We start from the raw sequence: 25,444 nt of genomic DNA, 5'->3' as shown, positions 1-25,444 counted from the left end.
GTTTTTTTAGATGAATAAAAATTACAAAACTTATTATCTCGCAATTGCTATTATAGTAGTTTTTGTTACGCTAGGAATTTTTTACATTCTTATAAATACACTTTTTAAATCATCAAATTTTAACAACGCACAAAATGAAGTTGTTATTACTTATGCTGATAATATTTCTTCGGCACATCTTAATTTGATTAATAAATTCAACAAATTACATAAAGGCAAAATTAAAATTGAACCAATTAATCTTCCGTTTAGTAAATTCAGCACAAACGAAAGAAAAGAATTGCTCGCACGTTCCTTAAGAAGTAAAAGTAAAAAGTTAGATATTTTTGCTGTTGACTTAATTTGGTCGGCAAGATTTGCAAAATGGGCTGAACCTCTTGATAAATTTATAACGCCAAATGATACTGCTAAACTTTTAAACCAATCACTTGAATCATGCATTTTTAAAAATCATTTGGTCGCTTTACCAATGTATATTGATGTTGGGATTATGTACTATCGGAAAGATTTGTTAAAGCAAATTCCAAATTATCTTGATGTTGAAGAAAAAATAAAAAGTGGAATTTCTTGGGAAGATTTTATAGGCTTAAGAAAATATTTTATTCTGGATAAAAACCAATTTTACATTTTCCCCGCAGATAATTATGAAGGATTAGTTTGCTCTTATATTGAAATCTTATACAATTATTCTTCACACAAAATTGTTAATGAAACATTTGATATTAAATCTGAAGAAAATAAAAATTCGTTCAAATTAATTTATGATGTTTTTCATAATTTCAATATTAGTCCTATAAGTGTTTCTGAGTTTAATGAAAATGACTGCTATGATTATTTCATAGAAAATGATGCAATATTTTTAAGAGGATGGCCAAGTTCGGAAAGAGATTTTATAAGTTTGGCAAAATGGGAAAATATTGATTCAAAAGTTGGTAAAGCGCCAATCCCTCACTTAAATGGAAACAATCCTTTTTCTGTTTTAGGCGGATGGAATATCATGATTTCTAAATATAGCGAACATAAAAATGAAGCTTTCCAATTTATAAAATTTATTTTGGAAGAAAATTCGCAAAAAGAAATGTATGAAATTGGATCTTATTTACCGGTTTTAAGTTCATTATATTCAGATAAAAATTTTTTACAAGAATATCCCGATTTGAAAAAAAATAAAGAACTTCTTGATAAAGGTGTGCATCGCCCTTTTCTTGAAGATTACACAAAACTTTCAGATGTAATTTCATTTTATGTAAACAAAGTTATTAAGAAAGAAATAACAATTGAAGATGCTTTAGAAAAAGCTGATGAAACAATAAAAACCGGTAGAATTATAATAAGATGAAAAAAAATACTTTATCAGAAAATTTTGGAAGATATAGATTTGAGTTTAAGCATCTTACAGTTTTGCTTATAATTTTGGTTGCCTTTCAAATAATTTTATCCGTAATTCAAAAAACATCGCTTGAAAATTTTTTAGAAAAAACTCAACACTGGTATCAAAGAGATTCTGCAGAACGAATGGCAAACTTAAATACAACCTCGCTTGAATTATTAGTTGAAAATATTAATAATAGTATTGATAAAAGTGAAGAGAGCAAGAAAAAAATTATTCAATCATTTAATATTATTTTTAGTCAGCAATTACTTGAACCAAATGTTAGACAAACTTGTTTAATAATTTTAAAAGATAATATTCCATATATAATAAATGATGGAAAAGTTTTTTTGGATTTTCTAAATCATAAAACTGCAGAACTCTCACCGGTAAATAATGATTTTAAAATCGCTGCGGATTTGTTTCTGGAACATAAACAAGAATTAATGAAGGAAGAAGAGATTTTTAGTTTGCTTGATGAAGATCAAACTTTTCATATTCTTGTACCGTTTGTTCCTCATGGCGAATTTATTGGCGTTTTTTATATGAAGAATAAACCAAACTTTAAATTTATTACGGAAGAAATTCTTTCAAGTTATGATGAGGTTGCAATAATTTATACTTCGTTAATTGTTCTTGGATTACTTGCTATGTATTATATTTCATCTTACACAGTTAGAGAAAGAGACGAAGCAAAAACTTTATTTTACGAAGAAAGAGAAGAACATTTAAAAGATCAAATTGATCATAACAAAGAAGCGATGTTTACAAAACGTATTTATCATACGCATCACAAAGCAGAAAAAGTTATGGGATTTATTAAAGAAGATTTGCGACATCTAACAACTGAAAATATATCTTCATCTAAAGATAAATTAAACAAATATGCAAATTTTATATCGCGCGTAATTTATGATATGAAATGGTACGATCCGCCTATTCACACAATTCGAAATCCAATATTTTCTACAAATATAAATGAAGTAATAAAATTTATTGTTGATAATTTATTTCTTAGAATATCAAAAAGTACAAATGTTTTCAGCTTCAAATTAGATTTGGATGAAAAACTTCCGAATGTAAAAATAAATGAATTTGTTGTTTGGGAAATTCTTGAACCGCTTATTCAAAATTCTATTGACCATTCGAAAATGAAAAATGTTGTTATAACAATTTCAACAAAATATGATGAGAAATCTAAAATTTCTTTAATAGAAATTAAAGATAATGGAATTGGGATTAAGAAAGATTTATTGGAATTTAATGAAGAAGGAATTAAAAAAATATTTACGGAAAGTGTATCTACAAATGACGAAAAAACAAATCGTGGTTACGGTTGTTATATTGCTCATCAAATGGCAACAAAAAGATGTTTGTGGATAATTGATGCAGAAAATTTAAATGAAAGCGGAGCTAAGTTTTCTTTGGTTATTAAAAATTAGGAGTTGTTAATGTTAAATGAAAAAGTAAAAATTCTTTTAATAGAAGATGAAGATTTTGATGTTCGTAGAGTTAAGAATACTATTGATCTAATGCAGCAAAATTTGGAAATAGCTGATATAGTTTCAAACGGATTGGATGCTTTAAGTTTGATTAAAGATAAATCAAATTCTTTTGACGTGATAATAATGGATTACCAAATTGCTGGTGGACTTCGCGGCGAGGAGCTAATTCTGGAAATTAAAAAAATAGATTATTCTATTCAAATAATTGTAATTACAAAATTAACAATTGATATGACAGATTTTGAATTTGCAAATCGATTGTTAAATGCGGGAGCTTTTTGGTATTGTACAAAATATCCCGGTGATATTGAAAAATTTATTTATCAGCCAACTGATTTTTTAATAAGTATTTTCAATGCATTTGAAAAAAGAAAACTCGAGTTAAAAAATTCAATTTCAAAATCTAAGTTAAGGCAAAATGTTGAAGAAATTTTGCTTCAGAAAAAAATTATTGGAAATCACGAAGCAACGAAAATGTTATTGGACCAAATTGATAAATATGCAAAAACAGATGTAAACGTTCTGATTTATGGAGAATCCGGAACGGGAAAAGAGTTGGTTGCAAATAATATTCATTACAGAAGTAACAGAAAGTATGAAAAATTTGTTCCGATTAATTGCGGCGGATTGCCACATGATTTAATCGAAAGTGAATTATTCGGTTATGAAAAAGGTGCATTTACTGGCGCGGTGAATAAAAAACTTGGACTCTTTGAAATTGCTAATAACGGTACAATATTTTTGGATGAAGTTTCGGAACTGCCTCAATCTGCACAAGTAAAATTGCTTCGCGTAATTCAAGAAGGTGAAATTGAAAAAATCGGAAGAACTGATAGAATTAAAGTTGATGTTAGAATTATTGCCGCTACAAATAAAAATTTGGAAGAACTTGTCCGAGAAAATAAGTTTAGAGAAGATTTATATTACCGTTTAAATGTTGTTCCAATTAAAATTCAACCGCTACGAAAACGCCAATCAGATATCACAGAATTGATTGATCACTTTTTAATTCGATTCAGTAGAGAAATGGGATTGCAAAATCCGTTTATTGAAAAATCCGGAAATGAATATTTACTAAATTACAGCTGGTTTGGAAATGTTAGGGAATTAAAAAATGTTGTACAAAGATTACTATTTTTAGATTCAAATAAAATTGACGAAAAATTAATAAAAAGTGTTTTAAGCGCCGAATTATATTCTGAAAGTAAAGATGGGAAAATTTTTAATTTCAGTTCAATTCAAGATATTTTACCACTCAAAGATTTGGAAATGGAATTCAGACATCAATATTTTTCTTTCGTAAGAGAAAAAAGTATTTCTGATGCAGAAGCAGCTAAAAGATTAGGATTAGCTCCGCCAAATTATTACAGAATGAGTAAAGAATTGGGCTTAAAATAAATTTTTTACTGACCGAACTAAAGGTAAACCTCCGAAGTTTTTAAACCTTGGAGGTTTATAATTTTGGTTATCTTGACTTATTAAAATAATAACAAAGATTATTACAAAAATAATTTTCCGCATTACACCTAAAATTTAAATACTATTTTTTGAATAAAATCTCAAGTTTTTGTTCGGCTCAAAATTTGATTGTATTTTTTTTTATTAATTTTATAAAATTTATGAAACTATCAAATAAGATATTGTTTTTTATATTGTTAATTATTTTTTTGACAAACACAATTTTCGCTCAAGGTTATTTACATGCCAACGGAAAGAAAATTGTAAACGGAAATAACGAAGAAATTCTTCTGAAGGGAATTGGACTCGGCGGCTGGCTTGTGCAAGAAGGATATATGCTTAAAACTCCATATTCAATTGCTGGAGCTGAACATCAAATCAGAAATGAAATTCAAAAGTTGGTTGGAGTAGAGAAAACCAATGAACTTTATTCAATTTATCATAAAAATTATGTTCGAGAAATTGATGTTGAGAATATTGCAAAATGGGGATTTAATTCTATCAGATTGCCAATGCATTGGAATAAATTAATTTCTGAAACAAATCCACTTACATTTTCTAAAGAAGGATTTCAAACTATCGATTCACTTTTGAATTGGTGCGAAAAAAATCAAATATATTTAATTCTAGATTTGCATGCAGCTCCGGGCGGTCAAAGCGATGAAGCAATTAGTGATTATGATAATTCCAAACCATCTTTGTGGGAAAGTGAAGATAATAAAAATTTAACAATTGAACTTTGGAAAGAAATTGCAAAAAGATATTTTGATAAAGAATGGATTGGCGGATATGATTTAATCAACGAACCCAAATGGGAATTAGGTTCTGAAAATAAACCATTGCGCGATTTATATCTAAAAATTACTGATTCAATCAGAACAGTTGATACAAATCATATTTTATTTATTGAAGGAAATTGGTATGCAACAGATTTCAATGGATTAACTCCACCTTGGGATGATAATATGTCTTACAGTTTTCACAGATATTGGAATTCAAATGATCAAGGTACAATTCAATATTTGGTAAATCTCCGCGATCAAAATAATGTTCCTCTTTGGCTTGGCGAAACCGGTGAAAATTCAAATTCTTGGTTTTTAGATTGTATAGATTTGATGAAAAAAAATAATATCGGATGGGCTTGGTGGCCTCATAAAAAAATTGACAATGTAGTTGGACCTCTTTCTGCACCAATGGTTTCGGGCTATCAAACTTTATTGGATTATTGGAACGGAACCGGAAATAAACCAAGTGAACTTTATGCATATGCAGTTTTGTTATCTCAGTTTGAGAATCTGAAATTTGAAAATTGCACTTTTCAACCGGATGTTGTTGATGCACTTATAAGACATATCGATGATAAAACTTCAAGACCTTTTAAGGAACTTACAATTCCGGGTAGAATTTTTGCAACAGATTACGATTTGGGACCAAGATTAATTAGTTACAACGATGTTGATTATGATAATACAAAAGGTTTGGGAAATGCAGAATGGAATACCGGAGGAAAGTATAGAAATGATGGCGTAGATATTGAAATTTGTACTGATCAAATTACAAACGGTTTTAATGTTGGGTGGATTGAAACCGGCGAATGGTTGAAATTTACGGTTAGTGTAATTGAAGACGGAAATTATACTTTGTCAATTCGGTCATCTGCAAATTCTTCCGGTGGAAAAATATTATTTGCAATTGATGGAGCTTATCTCACTGAATTTATTGATGTGCCAGTAACCAATGGATGGCAGAATTGGAAAACAACAATTATTGATGATTATTTTTTATCTCAAGGTCAGCATGAAATATTTCTTAAATTTTATTTTAATGGGTACAATTTTAATTATTTTGAATTTACGCAAAGCACGGTTGGATTAAATGATGAAGAAAATTTACGGGAATATTTTCAACTATTTCAAAATTATCCTAATCCATTTAATCCAAATACAACAATAAAGTATTCAATTCCAAATATTGCTTCAAACATAAATTCTAACACTGAATTAAGGATTTATGATATTCTTGGTCGCGAAGTTAAAACTTTAGTTGATCAATTTCAGCCAGCTGGTAATTATGAAATCAATTTTAATGCTTCGGAATTTCCAAGCGGAGTTTATTATTACGAATTGAAAAATGGAAGTATTAATCAAACAAAAAAAATGATACTGCTAAATTAAAATTCAAAATATATGAAAGCATCAATTCATTATGTGCAAAAAATATTTTTACTTTTTATAATACTTAACATTTCAGTTTTTTCCCAAACAGATTCAACATTTCTAAAACTAATAAGCCCAAATGGCGGCGAGTATTGGACTGTAGGTGCAAACCCGATAATAAGTTGGGAAAGTAAAAATGTTACATTAATCAAAATTGAACTTTCTTATGATAATGGAATTAATTGGCAAACTATTGCTCCGTATGCAATTGCGGCAAATTTTTCATATTCCAATTGGAAAATTCCGGAAATATTATCTAACGAATGTTTAGTTAAAATATCCAAATATGATAATCCGGAGTTATTTGATATTAGTGAAGAAGTATTTACAATTACTCAAGATTCCATTGTTGCAAAATTAGTTGTAATAGGTTCTTCAACTGCCGCCGGAATTGGTCCAAGCAATATTGATAGTGCTTGGGTAAATAGATATCGCAAACACTTAGTTCAAAAAAACACAAATATACAAGTTATAAATCTAGCGGTTGGTGGTTATACAACTTACGATTTAATGCCGGATAATTTTATTCCTCCTACCGGAAGACCTTCACCAAAAATATCTTCAAATATCACAAAAGCATTATCTTATGAGCCTAAAGCCGTAATTATAAATTTGCCATCAAATGACGTTACACAAGGTTATCCGATTTCTGAACAATTAAAAAATTATGATACTATTGTAGTTAAAGCTTCGGAAAAAAATATTCCGGTTTGGATTTCTACAACTCAACCGAGAAATTTAACAGAATCACAACGATTACAACAAATGGAAGTTAGAGATTCTACGTATACTAAATTTAAAAATTATGCAATAGATTTTTGGACAGATTTGGCAAATGCAGATGGAACAATAAATTCAAATTATGATTCTGGAGATGGAATTCATTTAAATGATTCCGGACATAGAATTTTATTTAATAGAGTTGTTGCTGAACAAATTTATGAGCAAGCTGTACTTACTTCGGTAAATCAATATTTTAAAGTTGTTCCGGTAAAGTTTAAGCTTTCGCAAAACTACCCAAATCCGTTTAATCCAACCACAACAATTGAATTTCGATTATCAAAAGATTCAAAAGTATTGCTAAAAGTTTACAACATTTTGGGTCAATTAATAAATACGTTAGTTGATGAAAATCTTAAAACTGGAACTCACAAAACAGTTTGGAACGCGGCAAATCTCTCTGCCGGACCCTATTTTTATGTGCTTCAAGCTAATGATTATTTTGAATCAAAAAAAATGTTATTGTTGAAATAAATTGTAAATAAAAATTCAAGAAAATTTCGAAATAAAAAACAGAAAAATTTGTACAAGTTTTTATAAGGAAATGATATGAAAAAAATTTTTTCTTTTTTGATAAATATAATATTCGTAATACCTTCTATTCTACTTTCACAAACGGCCACTTTGGAAAGAACTTTAGAAATTAAAAATGTAAATGGATTTAGCGTTCCATACCAAAATGGAATTCCGCTTACAACATTTGAAAAACAAAATAGAAAGATGTTGGATTTATCGGGAACTTGGAAAAAAGAAAGAACCTCAGCAGATGATAATATCACATTGGCGAAAAGAGATTCTGCAGGGTATCAAAATTTAATAAATGAATCTGCAGGAAGATATTTAGCTGAGTACAATGACTCAACATGGGAAGAAAAACAAATTCCATCAGTTGAAAATAAAATGAATGAATATCCTAATGCGCCGGAATTTTTCAAAGACGGAGTTTGGTACAGAAGATCTTTTGAAGTAGATAATTCTGATTCCGGTAAATTTGCAAAACTCGTTTTTATTGCTGTTAATTATGTTGCTGATGTTTGGATAAACGGAAAATATGTAGGATATCACGAAGGCGGATATACACCTTTCGCATTTGATGTATCTGGATATTTAAATTATGGAGAAACAAATACAATTGCAGTTAGAGTTGATGTTATTTCTTGGGGTGCAAGAATTGATGTTATTCCGCATAAACAAGTTGATTGGTTTAATTACGGTGGAATTTTGCAAGATGTATATATTGAGTTTTCAAATCCACTTTCAATCGTAAGAAGTGATATAATCCCAACTGATTTGGGTGGAAATCTAATAACAAAAGTTGTTATTCAGAATGAAAAAAATGTTGAATCAAACTTTAAAATTGAATTAAAAGTTTTTGAAGCAGAAGTAGATTCTTTCAATATTGCTTCAGAAGTCAGTTATGAATTAATTGGTGATGAAATAAATCTAACCGGACAAACTGAATTTTTAAATTCAATAAAAGAAGATTCCATTTCAATAATTGAAACAAATCTTAAAATTGAAAATCCCCAAATTTGGTCTCCTAAAAATCCAAATCTTTACATTATGAAAATTTCAGTTTTTGAAGAAGAAAATTTGGTTGATGAATATTATACACAATTTGGAATTAGAACTGTAAAAACATCCGTAAATAAATTTTTGTTGAACGACAGAATTATGTTCTTAACCGGAACTGCACGACACGAAGATCATCCGGTTTATGGAAGAAGTTTACCAAAAGAAATTATTTTCAGCGATCTACAAATGATAAAATCCTTAAATGTAAATTTTCTCAGAACTGCACATTATCCAAATCATCCATATACATATTTAATTTTAGATCGACTTGGAATTACTGCAATGGAAGAAATTCCACTTTGGCAAGTTGATACTGATGAACCTTGGCAAATTCAAAACAATGATAGAAAAATGCATCTGCAAATGTTTAGAGAAATGGTTTATAAAGAGTATAATCGTCCATCCGTAATTATGTGGAGTATGTCAAATGAATGTCATGAAGAAACAAATAGAATGATTTTTAACCAAATGGTAATTGACGATTTTGAGCAAAATTATGATGATGGGAGATTAATTTCTCAATCGCCGGCTGCAGATAATCCGGGACCGACTGATGTTACGCAAAGTATTGTTGATATTGCGGGCTGGACAATGTATTTTGGAATTTTTCACGGCTCAACTTATTTTGGCGGAACTTTCAATTTCATCAATCAAGCGAAAACTAGTTTTCCGGAGAAACCAATTTTAGATACGGAATTCGGTTATTGGTCATCCGAAAATAATTCAACTCTGCAAGATCAAGTTACAGTTGCCGATGAAACTTTTAAAGCTTTCAAGATTCATGCTGCGTTAAATCAAGATGGAACAGTTAATTCAAACGGTTCATTAATGGCATGTACTTGGTGGTGCGTTTTTGATTGGTACACTGCTGGAATTCCAAGAGGTTACCAAAGTATGGGATTATACACTATGGATAGAAAAACCGAAAAACCGGTTGCCCAAAAAATAAAAACTTTATATTATCCATATTTTGATAAAGAGGGAGTTTTAACAAATATTAAAGAAAATAAAATAAATTTTAATTTACCAAAGACTTTTGAATTAAAACAAAATTATCCAAATCCGTTTAACCCAAATACAGTTGTTGAATATTCGGTTCCGGAAAAAAGTAAAATTAAGATTTCACTATTTAATTTAATTGGTCAAGAAATTAGCGTTTTAGTTGATTCAACGATTGAAATTGGAAATTATAAATTAAATATTAATGCCGGAAATTTATCTTCGGGAATTTATTTCATCAGAATGAATGCCATTCAAGAAAATTCAAAAGAAATTCAAAAAACTATAAAAATATCCTTATTAAAATAAGTCGCTTCAAAGTTAGTCAAAACTGCGGGTTATTAAAATAATAATCCGTAGTTATTGAAATAATAAGCATTTCATAATAATAATATAATCCGATTGCAAAAATCACGTTAATTCAGCGAGAGTTTTAATGGCATAATTTGTGAGTTACTATTTTATTCTACCAAATAAAGGGAACGAGGACCCTTGAGCGGTAATCTCAATACTTTTGATAATTTAATTTTGCTAACTTATTTCCTAATAGTTTTGGGAATTGGTCTTTTTGCGGGAAGATCAAAAGGGAATTCTATAACCCAATATTTTTTAGCTGGTAAAAATTTAAGTTGGTTAGTAATAGGAACTTCTCTTTTTGCAACTAATATTTCAAGTGAACATTTTGTTGGTTTAGCTGGAGCTGGATCAATTCATGGATTATCAGTTGGATATTTTGAATGGCTTGCGGTTATTATTCTTTTTATGCTTGGCTGGATTTTTGCCCCAATCTTTATCAAATCTAATGTTTTTACGGTACCTCAGTTTTTTGGAAAAAGATTTGATAATAAGAGCAGATTATATCTTACAATTGTTTCAATTCTTACTTACATTTTTACAAAAATTGGTGTTACGTTATTAGCTGGAACTTTTGTACTTAAAGAAGTTTTAGGCTGGGATATGTTTACATCTACAATAATTATTGTTTTTATAACTGGCTTATATACAGTAATTGGTGGATTAACTTCAGTAGCATTAACACAAGTTTTTCAATCGATTATGTTAATTCTTGGAGCTGTTTTACTATCACTTTTCGGATTGTTTGAAGTTGGAGGTTTTAATCAACTTGTTTCAAAATTACCTTCGGATTACTTTAGCATTTTTAGATCAACTTCTGATTCAAACGTACCATGGATTGGAATTTTGTTTGGAGCTCCAATAATTGGAATTTGGTATTGGTGCGCAGATCAATATATTGTACAAAGAGTTCTTGCAGCAAAAGGAATTGAAGATGCAAAAAAGGGAACAATGCTGGCAGCCATTTTTAAAATATTTCCAATATTCTTTTTAATTTTCCCCGGTTTAATTGCCGCAGTTTTGTATCCGGAAATTAAAGGAGATTCGGCATATTCAATGTTACTTTCTGGAAATTTACTTCCGGTTGGAATTAAAGGATTAGTTATTGCCGGATTTTTTGCCGCGTTAATGTCCTCGCTTGCAAGTTCTTTCAATAGTGCTGCTTCATTAGTGTCGCTTGATATTTATCAAATGTTTAGAAAAAATTATAGTGATAGAGAATTAGTTTTAGTCGGTAGATTAGCAACAATGATATTTGTAATTTTAGCAATTGCAATTGTACCTTTCACAAAACTGATAAATATACAAATTTATTTATTCTTACAATCAATACAATCTTTCATTGCACCTCCGATTGTTAGCGTTTTACTTATTGGAATATTCTGGAAAAAAGCAACAAGCACAGGCGCAATTTGGACATTATTAATTGGAGGAATTATAGGATTTTTGAAAATTGTGGTAACAGTTTTAAATCCCAAAACCGTTTCAAGTATTGAAATTCTTAACTTTTTGAATAATATAAACTTTCTACATTTTACTTTTATACTTTTTTTTATATGTTCAATTATAATGATTGCAATAAGTTTAATGAGTACAAAAGTTGTAAAGGATTCAGAAGCATTAAAAAATCTTACCGTAAATATTGGTGATGTTAAAACAAATATTTTAGCACATAGCTACGGTAGAATTTTGAAAGAAAAATAAATAATTTTTATTCACAAAAAACAACTGGTTAAAGTTTAATCTTTAATTAGTACAATTAATCAAATAAAGGAGGCAATACATGAAGAAACTTTTCTCGTTATTATTTATCCTAATGTTATCAACTGCATTGAATGCCCAATGGGTAGTTCAATCTTTTGATAATGCAGTTAAACCCAATACAAGTATAGGAACAAATTGGGCTGATACCGCAATTACAAATACCAACTTCTATACAAATGGTCCAACTGCATATACTGATCTATTTAATAGTGCAGATGCAAAAGAAGGTACAGGATCAATGTTAGTGAAATACCGCATTGAAGCTTATGATGGCTGGGGCGGTTATACTGTTAGAACAGACTATCATGAAACAGATATTGGTTCAGTTCCATACTTAGACCTTTCAACAGGAACTGAGTTAACAATGTGGGTTAAAGTTACTGTTCCTGCCGATACAACACAAGGTGGCAGCGTATTTATGGAATTCAAATTAGCTGAATTTGATACAGAAAATCAGAGAGAATATTACTTCTATCAGCCAAATATTGATTTCTTTGATCAATCTGGCGAATGGGTAAAAGTAACTATGCCATTAGTTCAAACCTCAGATAAAACAACTGGTTTTGCAGTTCAAAGTGGCGGCGTTGATGATATTCTTCAATTTGATAAAGTTAAAGGATTTGAATTTGCAATGGTTTACATAACAGGTGGTAATCAAGAGAATCCACCTTCTGCTGTTGGTGAATTCCAAATGGATAATCTTAAATTAGAAGGACAACGTTACGGTTCACTTGAAACATTTGATAATTCCGCTACAACTTGGGGTGTTGATGAAATGTCTTGGAATGCAATTCCAGGTGATGTTACTCTTTCAGATGAAAATACTGATTTTGTAGAAGGTACTGGTGCTTTGAAGATGGATTTCACTTTAAGCGCTCCTGAAGTTTGGGGTGGATTTGTTGCAATTGATAAAGAAGTAACAGTTCATGATAGTATGGAAGAAAGAACTGCTTTAGTACTTTATATTAAAAATTTAGTAGCAATGGCTACTGATTCTGCAAGAGGTTTTATGCGAGTTTTCGTTTTTGAAAATGATAATGAAACCGGTGCAACTGAAGAATGGATAATTGATCCGGGTATTGATTTAAGTGTTGTTTCAGACTGGACACATTATCATCTTCCTTTAGTTCCCAAACCAATGGGAGTTAATGATCGTTTTCCACCTAAAGATGGATTTGCTTTGAAAAATGGTGCTGGTAATGGTTTACTTAACCCAGCTAAAATTTTCAAAATCAGAATTGAACCATTTGGCAGAGGAACTGAAGATGGTTATTCAGGTGCTTTATTAGCCCAAGGTTCAATTTTATTAGATGTACTTCAAACTTCTGGTTTCCAAATTGCTGATTTTACAGCTCCAGCTGCTCCGGTTGTTGCAGTTGTTGAAGGAAATTATTCAAATTTAGTTACATGGACAGATGTTCCTGGTGAAGTTGGTGAAAAATATAATGTTTATGCTAGTGAATCCCCAATTTCTGATGTTGAAGCTGCAGGAGTTGAAAAAATTGGGACTGGAATTGCAGAAAATGTTCAAGTAGTTGAACATCCAATCGTTTCTGGAAATATTGATAGAGAAAAAACATACTATTATGCAGTTGTATGTTATGATCTTAAACCAAACTATAGCGAACCAGGTGTTTCTGGAGCAATTACAAATACTGCAAAAGGAATTCCTACTGTTGCAACAACTGCACCTACTTTTGTTGCTGATGGAGATTTAACTGAATGGTCTGGAATAAAACCTTTCAGTATTAAATTATCAGATGGTACTGCACATCCAGTTTTAACTGTAACTGATGATGCTGACTGTTCAGCTGATTGCTATGTAGCTCTTGATGCTGATTATTTATATGTAGCTATGGAAGTTACAGATGATGTTGTTAATCATGATCCAGCACTTCAATCATATGAAAATGATGCACCGGATTTGTTTATCGGATTTTATAATTATACCACAACACATGTTGGATATCAACATGGTGCTAATCCAGATTATCATCTAAGATTCGGTAAATTTTTAGCAAGAAATGATCAAAATGATTCTGCTTATGATTCATTACTTGTTGCTGGAACAGAAAATTATGCTTGGGTTGAAAGAGCTTTCCCTACAGGTTATATTTTAGAAGCAAGAATTCCATTAGTTGATTTAGCAACAAAACGAAATCTTGAAACTGCTATTGTTGATGAGCCAATTGATTGGGAAAGAGGCTGGAAAATTCCATTTGATTTTGGTATAAATGATAATGACGGTGCAACAAGAGAAGGAATGATTTTCTACTCAGCTAAAAATGGTGATCAAGGTTGGCAAAATGTTTCTGTTTGGGCACATACATGGATTGAAGATGAAGTTCTTGGAATTGAAGAAATTCCAATGGTATCTAAACAATATAGCTTAGATCAAAACTATCCAAATCCATTTAACCCAAGTACAAAAATTACTTACACAATTGAAAAACCAGGAATGGTTAAAGTTCAAGTATTTGATGTTCTTGGAAGACAAGTTGCTGAATTGGTTAATCAACAACAAAATACTGGTTCGTACATTGTAGATTTTAATGGTTCTAATTTATCATCCGGATTGTATTTCTACTCAATTGAAACCGGTTCTTTTAAAGCTACAAAGAAAATGATGTTACTGAAGTAATTTATTTACAGATAGGGCAGTTTAAATCTGCCCTATTTTAATTTTGATAATACAAAAACGATATTTAAAAATTTTGGAAAAACTATGAGAATAGATTTTCGATGTATAAGAATAATTTATAAATCACTTTATATAACTATTTTACTTACTACCGGAATTTTATATGCCGGCACAACAGGTAAACTATCAGGTAAAATTTTTGATAAAGATACCGGTGAACCAGTAATTGGAGCAAATATTTTGCTTGAAGGTACTTTTTTAGGTGCCGCCGCAGACATAGAAGGTGATTACTATATTAACAATATTCCTCCGGGGAAATACGTTGTAATTGTGAGTGCTGTAGGATACCATAAAACTAGAATCGAAAATGTTGGGGTTAGAATTGATTTAACAACAAATCTCGATGTTTCATTGGTTCCCGAATCAATAAAAATTGATGAAATTGTAATTCAGGCAGAAGCGCCCATGATTACTAAAGATTTAACTTCAACTTCAGCAATTGTCACTTCAGAAGATATTAAAATGATGCCCGTTGAAAATATTGGGCAAATTATTAATTTGCAAGCTGGTGTTGTTGGCGGTCATTTTAGAGGCGGAAGATCAAATGAAGTTGCATATTTGGTTGATGGTATTCCTGTAAATGATGTTTACAATGGTCAAAATGCACTTCAAGTAGAAAACAATTCAGTTAGAGAGTTGGAAGTAATTAGCGGAACTTTTAATGCTGAATACGGTAAAGCACTTTCTGGTGTTGTTAATATAGTAACCAAAGATGGATCTTCCTTTTATGAAGGTTTTGCATCTGCATATCTAGGTAGTTATTTTACAAATCACACAGATGTTTTTTACAATTTAAATAAAGTTGATTTATCAGGACCAAAAGATTTACAATTTAGTTTAAGCGGTCCTACTAAATTATTTGACGGTTTAACATTTTTTATGACCGGTAGATATTTTGAAAGTGATGGTTACATTTACGGAAAAAGAGTTTATAATATAACAGATCAAAAACCTTTTATTTTTGATCAAAATGATCCGGAAGGATTTTTTAATATTTACAGCGGTAATGGAAAATATGTTCCGATGTCTCCAGAAGAAAATAAATCATTTAATGGAAAATTATCATATGGATTAGAAAATTGGAAATTTTCTTACAGCTTTTACTGGGATGATCATTGGAACAAATATTATAATCATGATTATCGTTTAGCTCCGGACGGATTGAAAAATCATTATAGAACAAACACAAGCAATAATATTCAAATATCATTTTATCCTACTCAAGATATTTTTGCTACTTTGAAATTAGCTTCAAATTTTAATAGATATAAAGGATATTTACATGAAAATGAATTAGATACAAATTATGTTGACCCGAATTTATCATCAACACAATCTTCTTATACTTTTAGGCATGGCGGAAATGAAACAGATCGTTATAAAAGATTTACCTATACAAATACTGCAATTTTTGCGTTGGAATCTCAAGTAACAAAACAACATAAAATTAAATTAGGGGCAGAATTTACACAGTATAAATTATTCTATCATTGGAAAGACATTAGAAATCAAACAGAAAGTTTAATTGATTCTATTACACAACAGCCGGTTTATACAATTGGTTACAATAATGAAGGAACACAATACAATGAAAAGTTCCAAAGAAGACCTTTTGAATTTTCTGCATATATACAGGACAAAATGGAATATGATATTATGATTATTAATGCAGGAATAAGATTAGATTACTTTAATGCAAATCATACTTTACCAATTGACCTTCAGAATCCAAAAAGTAATCCTTTATTTCATGAAACAACAATTTCTAAATATGGATCATTAGGGGATATTGAAGCGCAACCGGAATTTCAAATTAGTCCAAGGTTAGGAGTTTCTTTCCCGATTTCTGATCAAGGTGCCATTCATTTTTCATATGGACATTTTTTCCAAATTCCTACATTTGATGTACTTTACACAAATGGCGCATATGTTATTGTAGAAGGTGCACTTAGTTCAATAATTGGAAATCCGGAATTAAAAGCTCAGAAAACAGTAAAATATGAACTTGGTGTTCAACAAGTTATTTTCCCTAATATTTCGGTCGATGCTTCAATTTATTACAGTGATATTAACAATTTGTTAGGTACAGAAGTTATTAAAACTTATGATGGCGATCTTTACGGACGTTATTATAATAGAGATTATGGAAATGTAAGAGGATTAGTTTTGACTCTTGATAAAAGATATGCAGATATGTTTAGTGCAAAAATCGATTATACATATCAAGTTGCTCAAGGAAATGCTTCGGATCCGTTAACGAACTTTTACAATCAACAAACTTTTCCACCAAAAGAATCAAATAAAAAAGTTGTTCCGTTAAATTGGGATCAAAATCACACACTAAATGCTTCGTTCACTATTGGTGATCCAAAAGATTGGACAGTTGGAATGATTTTTAATTATGGTTCTGGAATGCCATATACCGAAGATGCAAGATATACACAAAAACTTCGTTTCGAAAATAATGGGCGAAAACCAACAGTATTGAATCTTGATCTAAAAGCAACAAAAACTTTAGAGATTTATGGTTTATTCTTTAATACCTATTTGTTAGTATATAATTTGTTTGATATTAAAAATGAATATGGTGTAAATGCTACAACCGGTAGAGCCGGCATTGATTTAGGTGCTGAAGACTATACAGGAATAATTTACGGATTAAATACTATTGATGAATATTTACTCAATCCAAATGATTACTCTGCTCCAAGACAAGTAAGAATTGGATTTAGCGTAGGTTTTTAATAAAAGGAGTTCGGAATGTTTAAATGGAAATTTAATTTACTAATCATATTTGTTTTATCAAGTTTAGTTTATGGTCAATCTGCTGAGCAACAATATGATAAATATAGAAACGAACCGCTTGGAAATAAATTATACAAAAAGAGAGGAGTACTTCAAGGTAATTTGGTTCGTTCGGTTTTTGAAAATACTGGAGAACTTGGTTATTGGGTAGATGGTGCAGCTATTACTAACTCTGGTGAGTGGCCTAAAGGAAGTAAGCATAGTTATATAGATGGATGCACACCAATTGTAACTGCTCGAACAGTTGCACCTGGTAATAATAATGTAATTCATCCTGCAGAAGGCGCTTACAGAGAAGAAGTTGATAAAGATCCCGTTACAAATGAAGAATGGGTAACAAGACCTGTTCCTGGTTATGTTAATCCTTCCAGCGAATCGCCAGCAATTAGTACTAATGCTAAAACTTGGCCTCCTTCTTGGTCTCGTGCCTTACCGCTAGTTGATGATACTTGGGATGGATTTTGGTATGGTTATTTTGGAAAAAAAGCAAATGCAGATGAAGAAACATTTTATGTAATAGATGATTCAAAAGATCGTGAATATACTCGTCCTCCATATTCATATTTCCCAATTGCATCTATGCCTGATAGAGGAGGTTTAGGAATCAGAGTAGAAATTAGAGGATTGCAATGGGTAAATGTGCTCGCTGAAGATATTATATTCTGGCATTATGATATTTATAACTTAGCTGATGCCGGTTATGATTCAACTTATTTCGGTTTTTATTGCGATACTGGTGTTGGTGGTTATTATGACGCAAACTCAGGAGATTTTGCATCTTATGATAAAACACTTGATATTGCTTATGCTTTTAATGATCCTCCAATGGGTGGTCCAATGTCTGAAAGATTTAAGACCGGTGTAATTGGTTATGCTTTTTTACAGAGCCCGGGTAATGCTAGTAATGGATTTGATGATGATGAAGATGGAATGGTTAATGAAGATATGAACGATGGAATTGATAATAATAATGACTGGCTTCCTTTTGAAGATATAAATGGAAACGGTGTTTGGGATGCTGACATAAAAGAACCATTAAGAAGTGACGTTGGTAAAGATGGTTTAGGACCTTTTGATATTGAATATGAAGCACCGGATGAAGGAGAGGGTGATGGATTACCTACAACCGGAGAACCAAATTTTGACACAACCGATAAAGATGAATCAGATCAAATAGGTTTAACAAGTTTAGCAATTCAAAGACTTGCTGGAAAAGGTAATAAAGATATCTGGCTTAAAAATGACGATGTAATTTACCAAAGATTTCAAATTAGCCAATTTGATACGATTCTTGCTAATGCAAATATTCAAATTCTATTTGGCTCTGGTGCTTTCCCGCTTGGAAGAAATGACAATGAAAGATTTTCGGTTGCATTAGCCTTTGGTGATGATCTTGCGGATTTAGTTTTCAATAAAGAAACTGTACAACAAATTTATAATGCTGACTACAATTTTTCTCGTCCACCGAATAAGCCAACACTAAAAGCTGTTGAAGGTGATGGACAAGTTTCCCTATTCTGGAATGATATTTCTGAAAAATCTTTTGATCCATTTCTAAATAAAATGGATTTTGAAGGCTATATGATTTTAAGAAGTAGGGAACCAGAATTTCAAGATGTAAAAATTATAACAGATTCAAAAGGCAGTGAAAAATATTACAAACCTATTGCACAATTTGATGTTGTAAATGGAATTAAGGGACCTGATCCGGTTGGCGTAAATGGCGCTCATTTCTGGAGAGGCGATGATACGGGGCTTCAACATTCATATATTGATAAAGATGTTGTTAATGGACAAGTTTATTATTATGCGCTTGTTGCTTATGACCAGGGTGATCCTGATAGGGGAACAAAAGGATTAATTCCAACAGAAACAACTAAAATTATTGAAGCTGACGAAGCTGGCAACATAACAAGAATTGATATAAATTGTGCGATGGTTACTCCGAATTCACCGGCAGCGGGATATAATGCTTCACAAATAACCAATCTTTCTGATCCACAAGGTTTAGGAACAGGATCACTTGCGGTTACGGTAATTAATGGCGGTGAAATTAAAGACGGTGCTAATTATAAAGTTAACTTTGTTTCATCAAATGAAAATATTAAATCTGGAAGTAAAACAAATTACAGAACAACTAATTATTTCGTTACTAGAGAACTAAATGGAGTTGTAGATACTTTGCATGAAGCAGCTGCTGATTCTTCAACTTTTGGCAGCGGTCTATTAGGAACTCCTTTTGATGGAATTGCTTTAAGTATTATGAATTACGACTCCTTAACAGCAAGTTCTGAAAGAACCGGCTGGATAAGAGGATTTAGCAATTATAACCTACATGCCGTGCCGGATACAGGTGTTATAAAAGCAAAAAATAATGACTTGAGAATTCCTGCAGATTATCAATTAGAATTTGTTACGATGGGTTCGGTTACAACTACATATACAAAAATTCCAATAAACTTTGTTGCAAAAAATATTACAAGTGGGGATACAGTTGAAGTTGAAATTTTTGATATAAATAAATCCAAAGCATTTGATCTTGGTGATGTAATTATTCTCTTAGAAAAAATAAATAATAAATTGATATATGCTTGGAAAATTAAATGGGAAGGCCCAACAAATGCTCCATTTGCTTCTCCGCCAGTTGCTGGAGATATTTTCCAACTTGCAACAAATAAACCATTTGCAACGGGCGACTATATATCGTTTTCAACCAAATCCGCACGCGTTGATTTAGATAGTGCAAAAAATAAACTTGATAATGTTGGTGTTGTTCCTAATCCATATGTTGTTACAAATAAATGGGAAAAGCAAACTGTAGCAGAATCCGGTAGAGGTGAGCGTAGAATTGATTTTATTAATTTGCCGTCGCAATGCACTGTTAGAATTTATACGATAACCGGAGCATTGATTAAAACTTTATATAAAGATTCAGCACCTACAGATGGATCTTTAACATGGAATCTTGTTACAGATGATGGAATGGATATAGCTTACGGCATATATATTTATCATTTGGATGCGCCGGGTGTTGGTGAAAAAATTGGCAAATTTGCAGTCATTAAATAAGCTAAGAGATTGAAAATGAAAAATAAAAAATTAATAATATTCGCAATACTTTTACTTTCTAATTCTTTAATAATATCTCAAGAATTTGTTAGTAATGTTTCAAAACGTGGAACAACTGCTGCACCTTTTCTATCTATATCGCAAGGTTCGAGATCAATGGGAATGGGAAGTGCATTTGTTGCCGTTGCAAATGATCCAAGCGCATTATATTGGAACCCAGCAGGAATTACAAAAGTTGAAGGCGCCGGTTTTATTGTTGACCATACCCAATGGATTGCGGATGTGAGCTATGATTTTATTGGGTTAACATACAATTTAGGATCGCTAGGCTCAATCGGATTAAGTTACATAACATCTGATATTGGTGATATGAAAGTAACGACAATTGATGATCCGAACGGTACTGGAGAGACTTTTAGTGCTACCGATGCTGCATTCAGCATAGCATGGGCTATTCAGTTAACTGATAATTTTGCTATTGGATTTAATCCAAAATTTGTTCAACAAAGTATTTGGAAAATGTCTGCTTCTGCAATTGCAATAGATATGGGCGTTCAATATGTTACTCCTTTCGATGGAATGATGCTTGCAATGTCTATTTCAAACTTTGGAACAAAAATGCAGCTTCAAGGAAATTCGGCATTAATTGTTTATGATCCCGATGAATCAAACTCTGGTAATAATAGTAGTATTCCAGCTTATCTTCAAACCGATGAATGGGATCTTCCGTTAAATTTTAGAGTCGGTGTTGCTTATGATCCAATTAAAATTGATAATCACCAATTGCTAATTGCAATGGATGCTTTGCATGTAAGTGATAATTATGAGAGTGTAAATCTTGGTATGGAATATGTGTTTAATGATTTGTTTTCTTTAAGAGGTGGATATAAATCAATGTTTCTGGAAGATTCTGAGGAATCCTTTTCTTTAGGTGCCGGAATTAAACAATATATGTTAGGTAATGTTTCAATAGGTTTTGATTATGCTTATCAAAATTTTGGAAGATTAAGCAACGTTCAAAAATTTACATTAATTATTACATTCTAAAACTAAAAGTTGCGTAAATGAAACAGACCGTAAAGATTTTATTCTTAATTTTGCTTTCTCAAACACTTCATTTTGCAAAAGATTATAGAGGTGCGGAATATAGAACGATCGAAGCATTTCTTTATGGAAAGTTTGAAGCTAATTACAAATTACAAGCGAAGGATGGAATTTTAGCATCCTTCTTTACTTATTTTACCGGAACGGATTCAATTCCGTGGACAACCGGAAAATGGAATGAAATTGATATTGAGATTTTAGGCAGATATAACAATAACATTCAGTTTAATACAATTACACCAGGACAAACAAATCATGTTAGATCAAATTTTGTAAATTTTGATCCAACAGAAGATTTTCATACTTATGGATTTGAATGGACCCCGGATTATGTTGCTTGGTTTATTGATGATCAAGAAGTTTACCGCCAAAGTGGAAGTCATATTTCAACTTTAATTTATCCTCAAAAAATTATGATGAATATTTGGAATCCTATTTATAAAGATTGGGTTGGCGAATTTAAACCAGAAGTTCTTCCAGTTTTTGCACACTATGATTGGGTGAAATATTATTCATACACTCCAGGAAACGGTGATTCAGGATCAGATAATAATTTTACTTTTCAGTGGTTAGATAATTTTGATAATTTTGATGAAACAAGATGGTCAAAAGCTACCCATACTTGGGATGGAAATGGCTGTGAGTTCATTGTGGAAAATGCAGTAATAACCGATGGAAAATTAATCCTTTGTCTTACTGATGATACAAATATTGGTTATGTTGATAAAACTCCGCCTACAATTTTGGAGATTAGAGCAATCAAAAATACAATTGATTTATTTTTTTCCGAACAGATAAATAAGCAATCTGCAGAAAATAAATCAAGTTATACAATTGTTGGAGTTGCAATTGAAAAAGCTGAACTTCTTGAAGATCAAAAAACTGTACGATTATCCGTTTCCGATCTTGATACATCTAAAACTTATAATGTTATAGCACTTAATATCAAAGATCTTGCCGCAGTACCTAACACAATGGCGGGTAAATTAACATCATTTTCTGTAAGCGAAGAATTGAAATTTCCCCTAAAAATTAATGTTGGCGCTAATGAACAAATTGATTTTATTGCGGATCAAGAATGGTTTTTAGATAAAGAATACGGATTTACAGAAGGATATGAATCTCAATTTACAGCTTCTATTGGGCTTACAGATTTGGATCAAATTTATAGAACCGATATGAATGGTCTTGTAAGTTATAAAGTTAGAGTTCCAAATGGCAGTTATAAAATTAAACTAATGTTTGCTGAAAAATCTTTTGATACAATTGGAAAAAGAATATTTGATGTTCATGTAGAAGGAATTTTGTTAGAAGATAATTTGGATATTTTAAGTCACGTACCCAAAAATGCTGCTTATGATTTAGTTCATGACAATATTGAAGTAGTTGATGGAATTCTTGAATTTAATTTTAGTGCAGAATTGGATAGACCAATTTTAAGCGGAATTGTTATTGAGAAGTTATCTACAAGTATCAATCAAAATAATTCAAATAAAAATTCTTCTTTTTTTGAATTGAAGCAAAATTATCCTAATCCATTTAATGGTGAAACTCATATACAATTTCAACTTTCAAGAAAACAAAATGTTTATGTTAAGATTTATGATATAATTGGGAATGAAATATTTTCAAAACAATTTTTAAATCTTAATAGTGGTGAACATCAATTTTTATGGAGTGCTATAAACAATAATGGTGATAATGTAAATTCCGGAATTTATATTGTTAATTTAATTACGGAAAATTCACAATTCTCAAAAAAAATGGTATATCTTAAATAAGTGCAAATCATGCTTAAAGAAATTTTTCCTCAAAAAAATAAATTAAATTCCTTTATAATTTTAGAACTTTAAACCCAGAGAAAATTTAATGAAGAAATTAAAACTAATTTTTGTACTAATGATTTCTATAATCATTCTATCATGTTCAAATAATGTTGTTAGAAAAGAAAAAGAATTAAGTATTGATGAAAAAGTAAAAGACTTGTTAAGTAAAATGACGCTTGATGAAAAAATTGGACAAATGACGCAAGTTGATCAAAATGCATTTGTTGATTATAACGATATTACAAAATATTCTATTGGTTCAGTTCTATGGGGTGGGAATTCTGAAATACCAGATATTTCCTCACAAGGATGGGCTAATATGGCAGATACATTAATTAGCTATTCACTTAAAACCAGATTAGGAATTCCAATTATTCTTGGGATTGATGCTGTTCATGGGCATAATAATGTAAACAATGCCGTTATTTTTCCTCACAATATTGGTTTGGGTTGCACAGGAAATCCAGAAATTGTTGAAGAAGTTGCTCAAGTTACTGCAAAAGAAATTGCAGCAACAAAAATACATTGGACATTTGCACCATGTGTTGCAGTTGTTAGGGACGAAAGATGGGGAAGAACTTATGAAAGTTTCAGTGAAGATCCAGAATTAGTTTCAGAACTTAGTGCTGCTGCAGTAAAAGGATTTGAGCATGGAAATTTAGCATCGCAGGATGCAGTACTTTCTTGTACAAAACACTTTATGGGAGACGGCGGAACTACAAAAGGAAAGGACCAAGGTAATACAGAATGTGATGAACAAGCTTTAAGAAAAATTCATTTACCAGGTTACATTTCTGCAATTAAAGAAAAAACAGCATCCATTATGATTTCTTACAGCAGTTGGAATGGTTTAAAAATGCATGAACACAAATATTTGATAACTGATTTGTTAAAAGGTGAACTGAAATATGAAGGATTTATTGTTTCCGATTGGGCTGCAATTGATCAATTACAAGGTGATTACAAAAGTGATATTGAAAAATCAATCAATGCCGGTCTTGATATGATTATGATTCCTAATGGTCCAGCTTTACAAGGAAAAGTAGGAGTTAATGGAGAACCAGCAAATACTTATTTAGATTTTATCACAAATTTAAAAGCATTGGTTGAGGAAGGTAAAGTTCCACTTAGCAGAATTGATGATGCAGTTAATCGAATTTTAAAAGCTAAATTCAATTTTGATTTATTTAACAAAGTTAAAGTTAAAAATAATTTTGCTGATCAAGTTGGTTCTAAAGAAAATAGAGAAGTAGGAAGAAAAGCTGTTCAGCAATCTCTTGTGTTACTTAAAAATGAGAATAATATTTTACCAATTTCTAAAGATTTAAAAAATATTTTAGTAACTGGAAGGGGAGCAGATAATGTTGGAATGCAGTGCGGAGGTTGGACAATCTCATGGCAAGGTAATCATGGTGAAATTATTAAAGGCGGAACAAGTATACTGAATGCTGTAAAAAGCACAGTGAATAAAAATACAATTGTGTCGTCATCATCAGATGGAAGCGGCGCAGAAAATTCTGATTTGGTAATTGTAGTTGTTGGTGAAAATCCCTATGCAGAAGGCTTTGGAGATGATCAAGATTTAGCTCTAAATGATGAAGATATTAAAACAATTGAAAAAGTTAAAGCCTCGAAAAAACCAATGATTATTGTTTTACTTTCTGGCAGACCAATGATAATAAACAATGAATTAGAAAAAGCAAATGCATTTGTTGCAGCTTGGCTTCCCGGTTCTGAAGGACAAGGGATTGCCGATGTGCTATTTGGTGATGTAGATTTTAGCGGAAAATTATCATTTACTTGGCCAAAAAATGTTGAACAATTACCAATTAATGTAGGTGACGAAAAATACGATCCATTATTTCCTTTTGGATTTGGATTGTCTTATAAAAAGTGATAACTGAAATTTAAATTAA

General features: G+C 31.0%; 13 protein-coding genes. All 13 read left to right on the top strand.

Annotated features, from left to right (window positions below):
• Nucleotides 1–10: 10 nt before the first annotated feature.
• The 13 genes from IPM32_17535 to IPM32_17475 all read left to right on the top strand — a co-directional run bounded on the left by IPM32_17535 (nt 11) and on the right by IPM32_17475 (nt 25,425).
• Nucleotides 11–1,339, top strand: a complete 1,329-nt coding sequence (locus IPM32_17535; protein MBK8947053.1) for an extracellular solute-binding protein — start codon at nt 11–13, stop codon at nt 1,337–1,339.
• Entirely contained in the window at nt 1,336–2,814 is a 1,479-nt protein-coding gene (locus IPM32_17530; GenBank protein MBK8947052.1) for a histidine kinase, read from the top strand. Before IPM32_17535 ends, IPM32_17530 begins: the two co-directional genes overlap by 4 nt.
• Before the next feature lie 9 nt (nt 2,815–2,823).
• A complete protein-coding gene (locus tag IPM32_17525; protein MBK8947051.1) occupies nt 2,824–4,275 on the top strand; it encodes a sigma-54-dependent Fis family transcriptional regulator in 1,452 nt (483 codons plus the stop codon).
• 269 nt (nt 4,276–4,544) lie between these two features.
• Nucleotides 4,545–6,509 (top strand): cellulase family glycosylhydrolase, encoded by a 1,965-nt coding sequence (locus IPM32_17520; protein ID MBK8947050.1) that lies wholly within the window; start codon nt 4,545–4,547, stop codon nt 6,507–6,509.
• A gap of 12 nt (nt 6,510–6,521) precedes the next feature.
• The gene (locus IPM32_17515; GenBank protein ID MBK8947049.1) at nt 6,522–7,805 is read left to right on the top strand and encodes a T9SS type A sorting domain-containing protein; all 1,284 of its coding nucleotides are present in this window, start codon (nt 6,522–6,524) and stop codon (nt 7,803–7,805) included.
• A gap of 75 nt (nt 7,806–7,880) precedes the next feature.
• Nucleotides 7,881–10,214 carry a T9SS type A sorting domain-containing protein gene (locus tag IPM32_17510; GenBank protein ID MBK8947048.1) on the top strand — a complete coding sequence of 778 codons (2,334 nt, stop codon included), beginning with the start codon at nt 7,881–7,883 and terminating at the stop codon, nt 10,212–10,214.
• Between the two features lie 183 nt (nt 10,215–10,397).
• Nucleotides 10,398–11,963 (top strand): sodium/solute symporter, encoded by a 1,566-nt coding sequence (locus tag IPM32_17505; protein ID MBK8947047.1) that lies wholly within the window; start codon nt 10,398–10,400, stop codon nt 11,961–11,963.
• 79 nt (nt 11,964–12,042) lie between these two features.
• Nucleotides 12,043–14,664, top strand: a complete 2,622-nt coding sequence (locus IPM32_17500; GenBank protein ID MBK8947046.1) for a T9SS type A sorting domain-containing protein — start codon at nt 12,043–12,045, stop codon at nt 14,662–14,664.
• 84 nt (nt 14,665–14,748) lie between these two features.
• Nucleotides 14,749–17,469: a TonB-dependent receptor gene (locus IPM32_17495; GenBank protein MBK8947045.1), complete on the top strand. Its 2,721-nt coding sequence runs from the start codon at nt 14,749–14,751 to the stop codon at nt 17,467–17,469.
• A 15-nt stretch (nt 17,470–17,484) separates the two neighbouring features.
• Nucleotides 17,485–20,598 carry a hypothetical protein gene (locus tag IPM32_17490; GenBank protein ID MBK8947044.1) on the top strand — a complete coding sequence of 1,038 codons (3,114 nt, stop codon included), beginning with the start codon at nt 17,485–17,487 and terminating at the stop codon, nt 20,596–20,598.
• A 15-nt stretch (nt 20,599–20,613) separates the two neighbouring features.
• The gene (locus tag IPM32_17485; protein ID MBK8947043.1) at nt 20,614–21,645 is read left to right on the top strand and encodes a PorV/PorQ family protein; all 1,032 of its coding nucleotides are present in this window, start codon (nt 20,614–20,616) and stop codon (nt 21,643–21,645) included.
• A 17-nt stretch (nt 21,646–21,662) separates the two neighbouring features.
• The gene (locus IPM32_17480; GenBank protein MBK8947042.1) at nt 21,663–23,483 is read left to right on the top strand and encodes a family 16 glycosylhydrolase; all 1,821 of its coding nucleotides are present in this window, start codon (nt 21,663–21,665) and stop codon (nt 23,481–23,483) included.
• 88 nt (nt 23,484–23,571) lie between these two features.
• Nucleotides 23,572–25,425: a glycoside hydrolase family 3 C-terminal domain-containing protein gene (locus IPM32_17475; protein ID MBK8947041.1), complete on the top strand. Its 1,854-nt coding sequence runs from the start codon at nt 23,572–23,574 to the stop codon at nt 25,423–25,425.
• Nucleotides 25,426–25,444 lie beyond the last annotated feature (19 nt).

The sequence above is a fragment of the Ignavibacteriota bacterium genome (assembly GCA_016716225.1).
Taxonomy (GTDB): domain Bacteria; phylum Bacteroidota; class Ignavibacteria; order Ignavibacteriales; family Melioribacteraceae.
Note: the sequence above shows the minus strand (reverse complement) of the source record. Positions and strands in the feature narration are given on the sequence as shown.

Excerpts from the sequence above, each read along its gene's own strand:
- IPM32_17535 (MBK8947053.1), top strand. The coding sequence starts at position 11 with ATGAATAAAAATTACAAAACTTATTATCTCGCAATTGCTATTATAGTA.
- IPM32_17530 (MBK8947052.1), top strand. The coding sequence starts at position 1,336 with ATGAAAAAAAATACTTTATCAGAAAATTTTGGAAGATATAGATTTGAG.
- IPM32_17525 (MBK8947051.1), top strand. The coding sequence starts at position 2,824 with ATGTTAAATGAAAAAGTAAAAATTCTTTTAATAGAAGATGAAGATTTT.
- IPM32_17515 (MBK8947049.1), top strand. The coding sequence starts at position 6,522 with ATGAAAGCATCAATTCATTATGTGCAAAAAATATTTTTACTTTTTATA.
- IPM32_17510 (MBK8947048.1), top strand. The coding sequence starts at position 7,881 with ATGAAAAAAATTTTTTCTTTTTTGATAAATATAATATTCGTAATACCT.
- IPM32_17500 (MBK8947046.1), top strand. The coding sequence starts at position 12,043 with ATGAAGAAACTTTTCTCGTTATTATTTATCCTAATGTTATCAACTGCA.
- IPM32_17495 (MBK8947045.1), top strand. The coding sequence starts at position 14,749 with ATGAGAATAGATTTTCGATGTATAAGAATAATTTATAAATCACTTTAT.
- IPM32_17490 (MBK8947044.1), top strand. The coding sequence starts at position 17,485 with ATGTTTAAATGGAAATTTAATTTACTAATCATATTTGTTTTATCAAGT.
- IPM32_17485 (MBK8947043.1), top strand. The coding sequence starts at position 20,614 with ATGAAAAATAAAAAATTAATAATATTCGCAATACTTTTACTTTCTAAT.
- IPM32_17480 (MBK8947042.1), top strand. The coding sequence starts at position 21,663 with ATGAAACAGACCGTAAAGATTTTATTCTTAATTTTGCTTTCTCAAACA.
- IPM32_17475 (MBK8947041.1), top strand. The coding sequence starts at position 23,572 with ATGAAGAAATTAAAACTAATTTTTGTACTAATGATTTCTATAATCATT.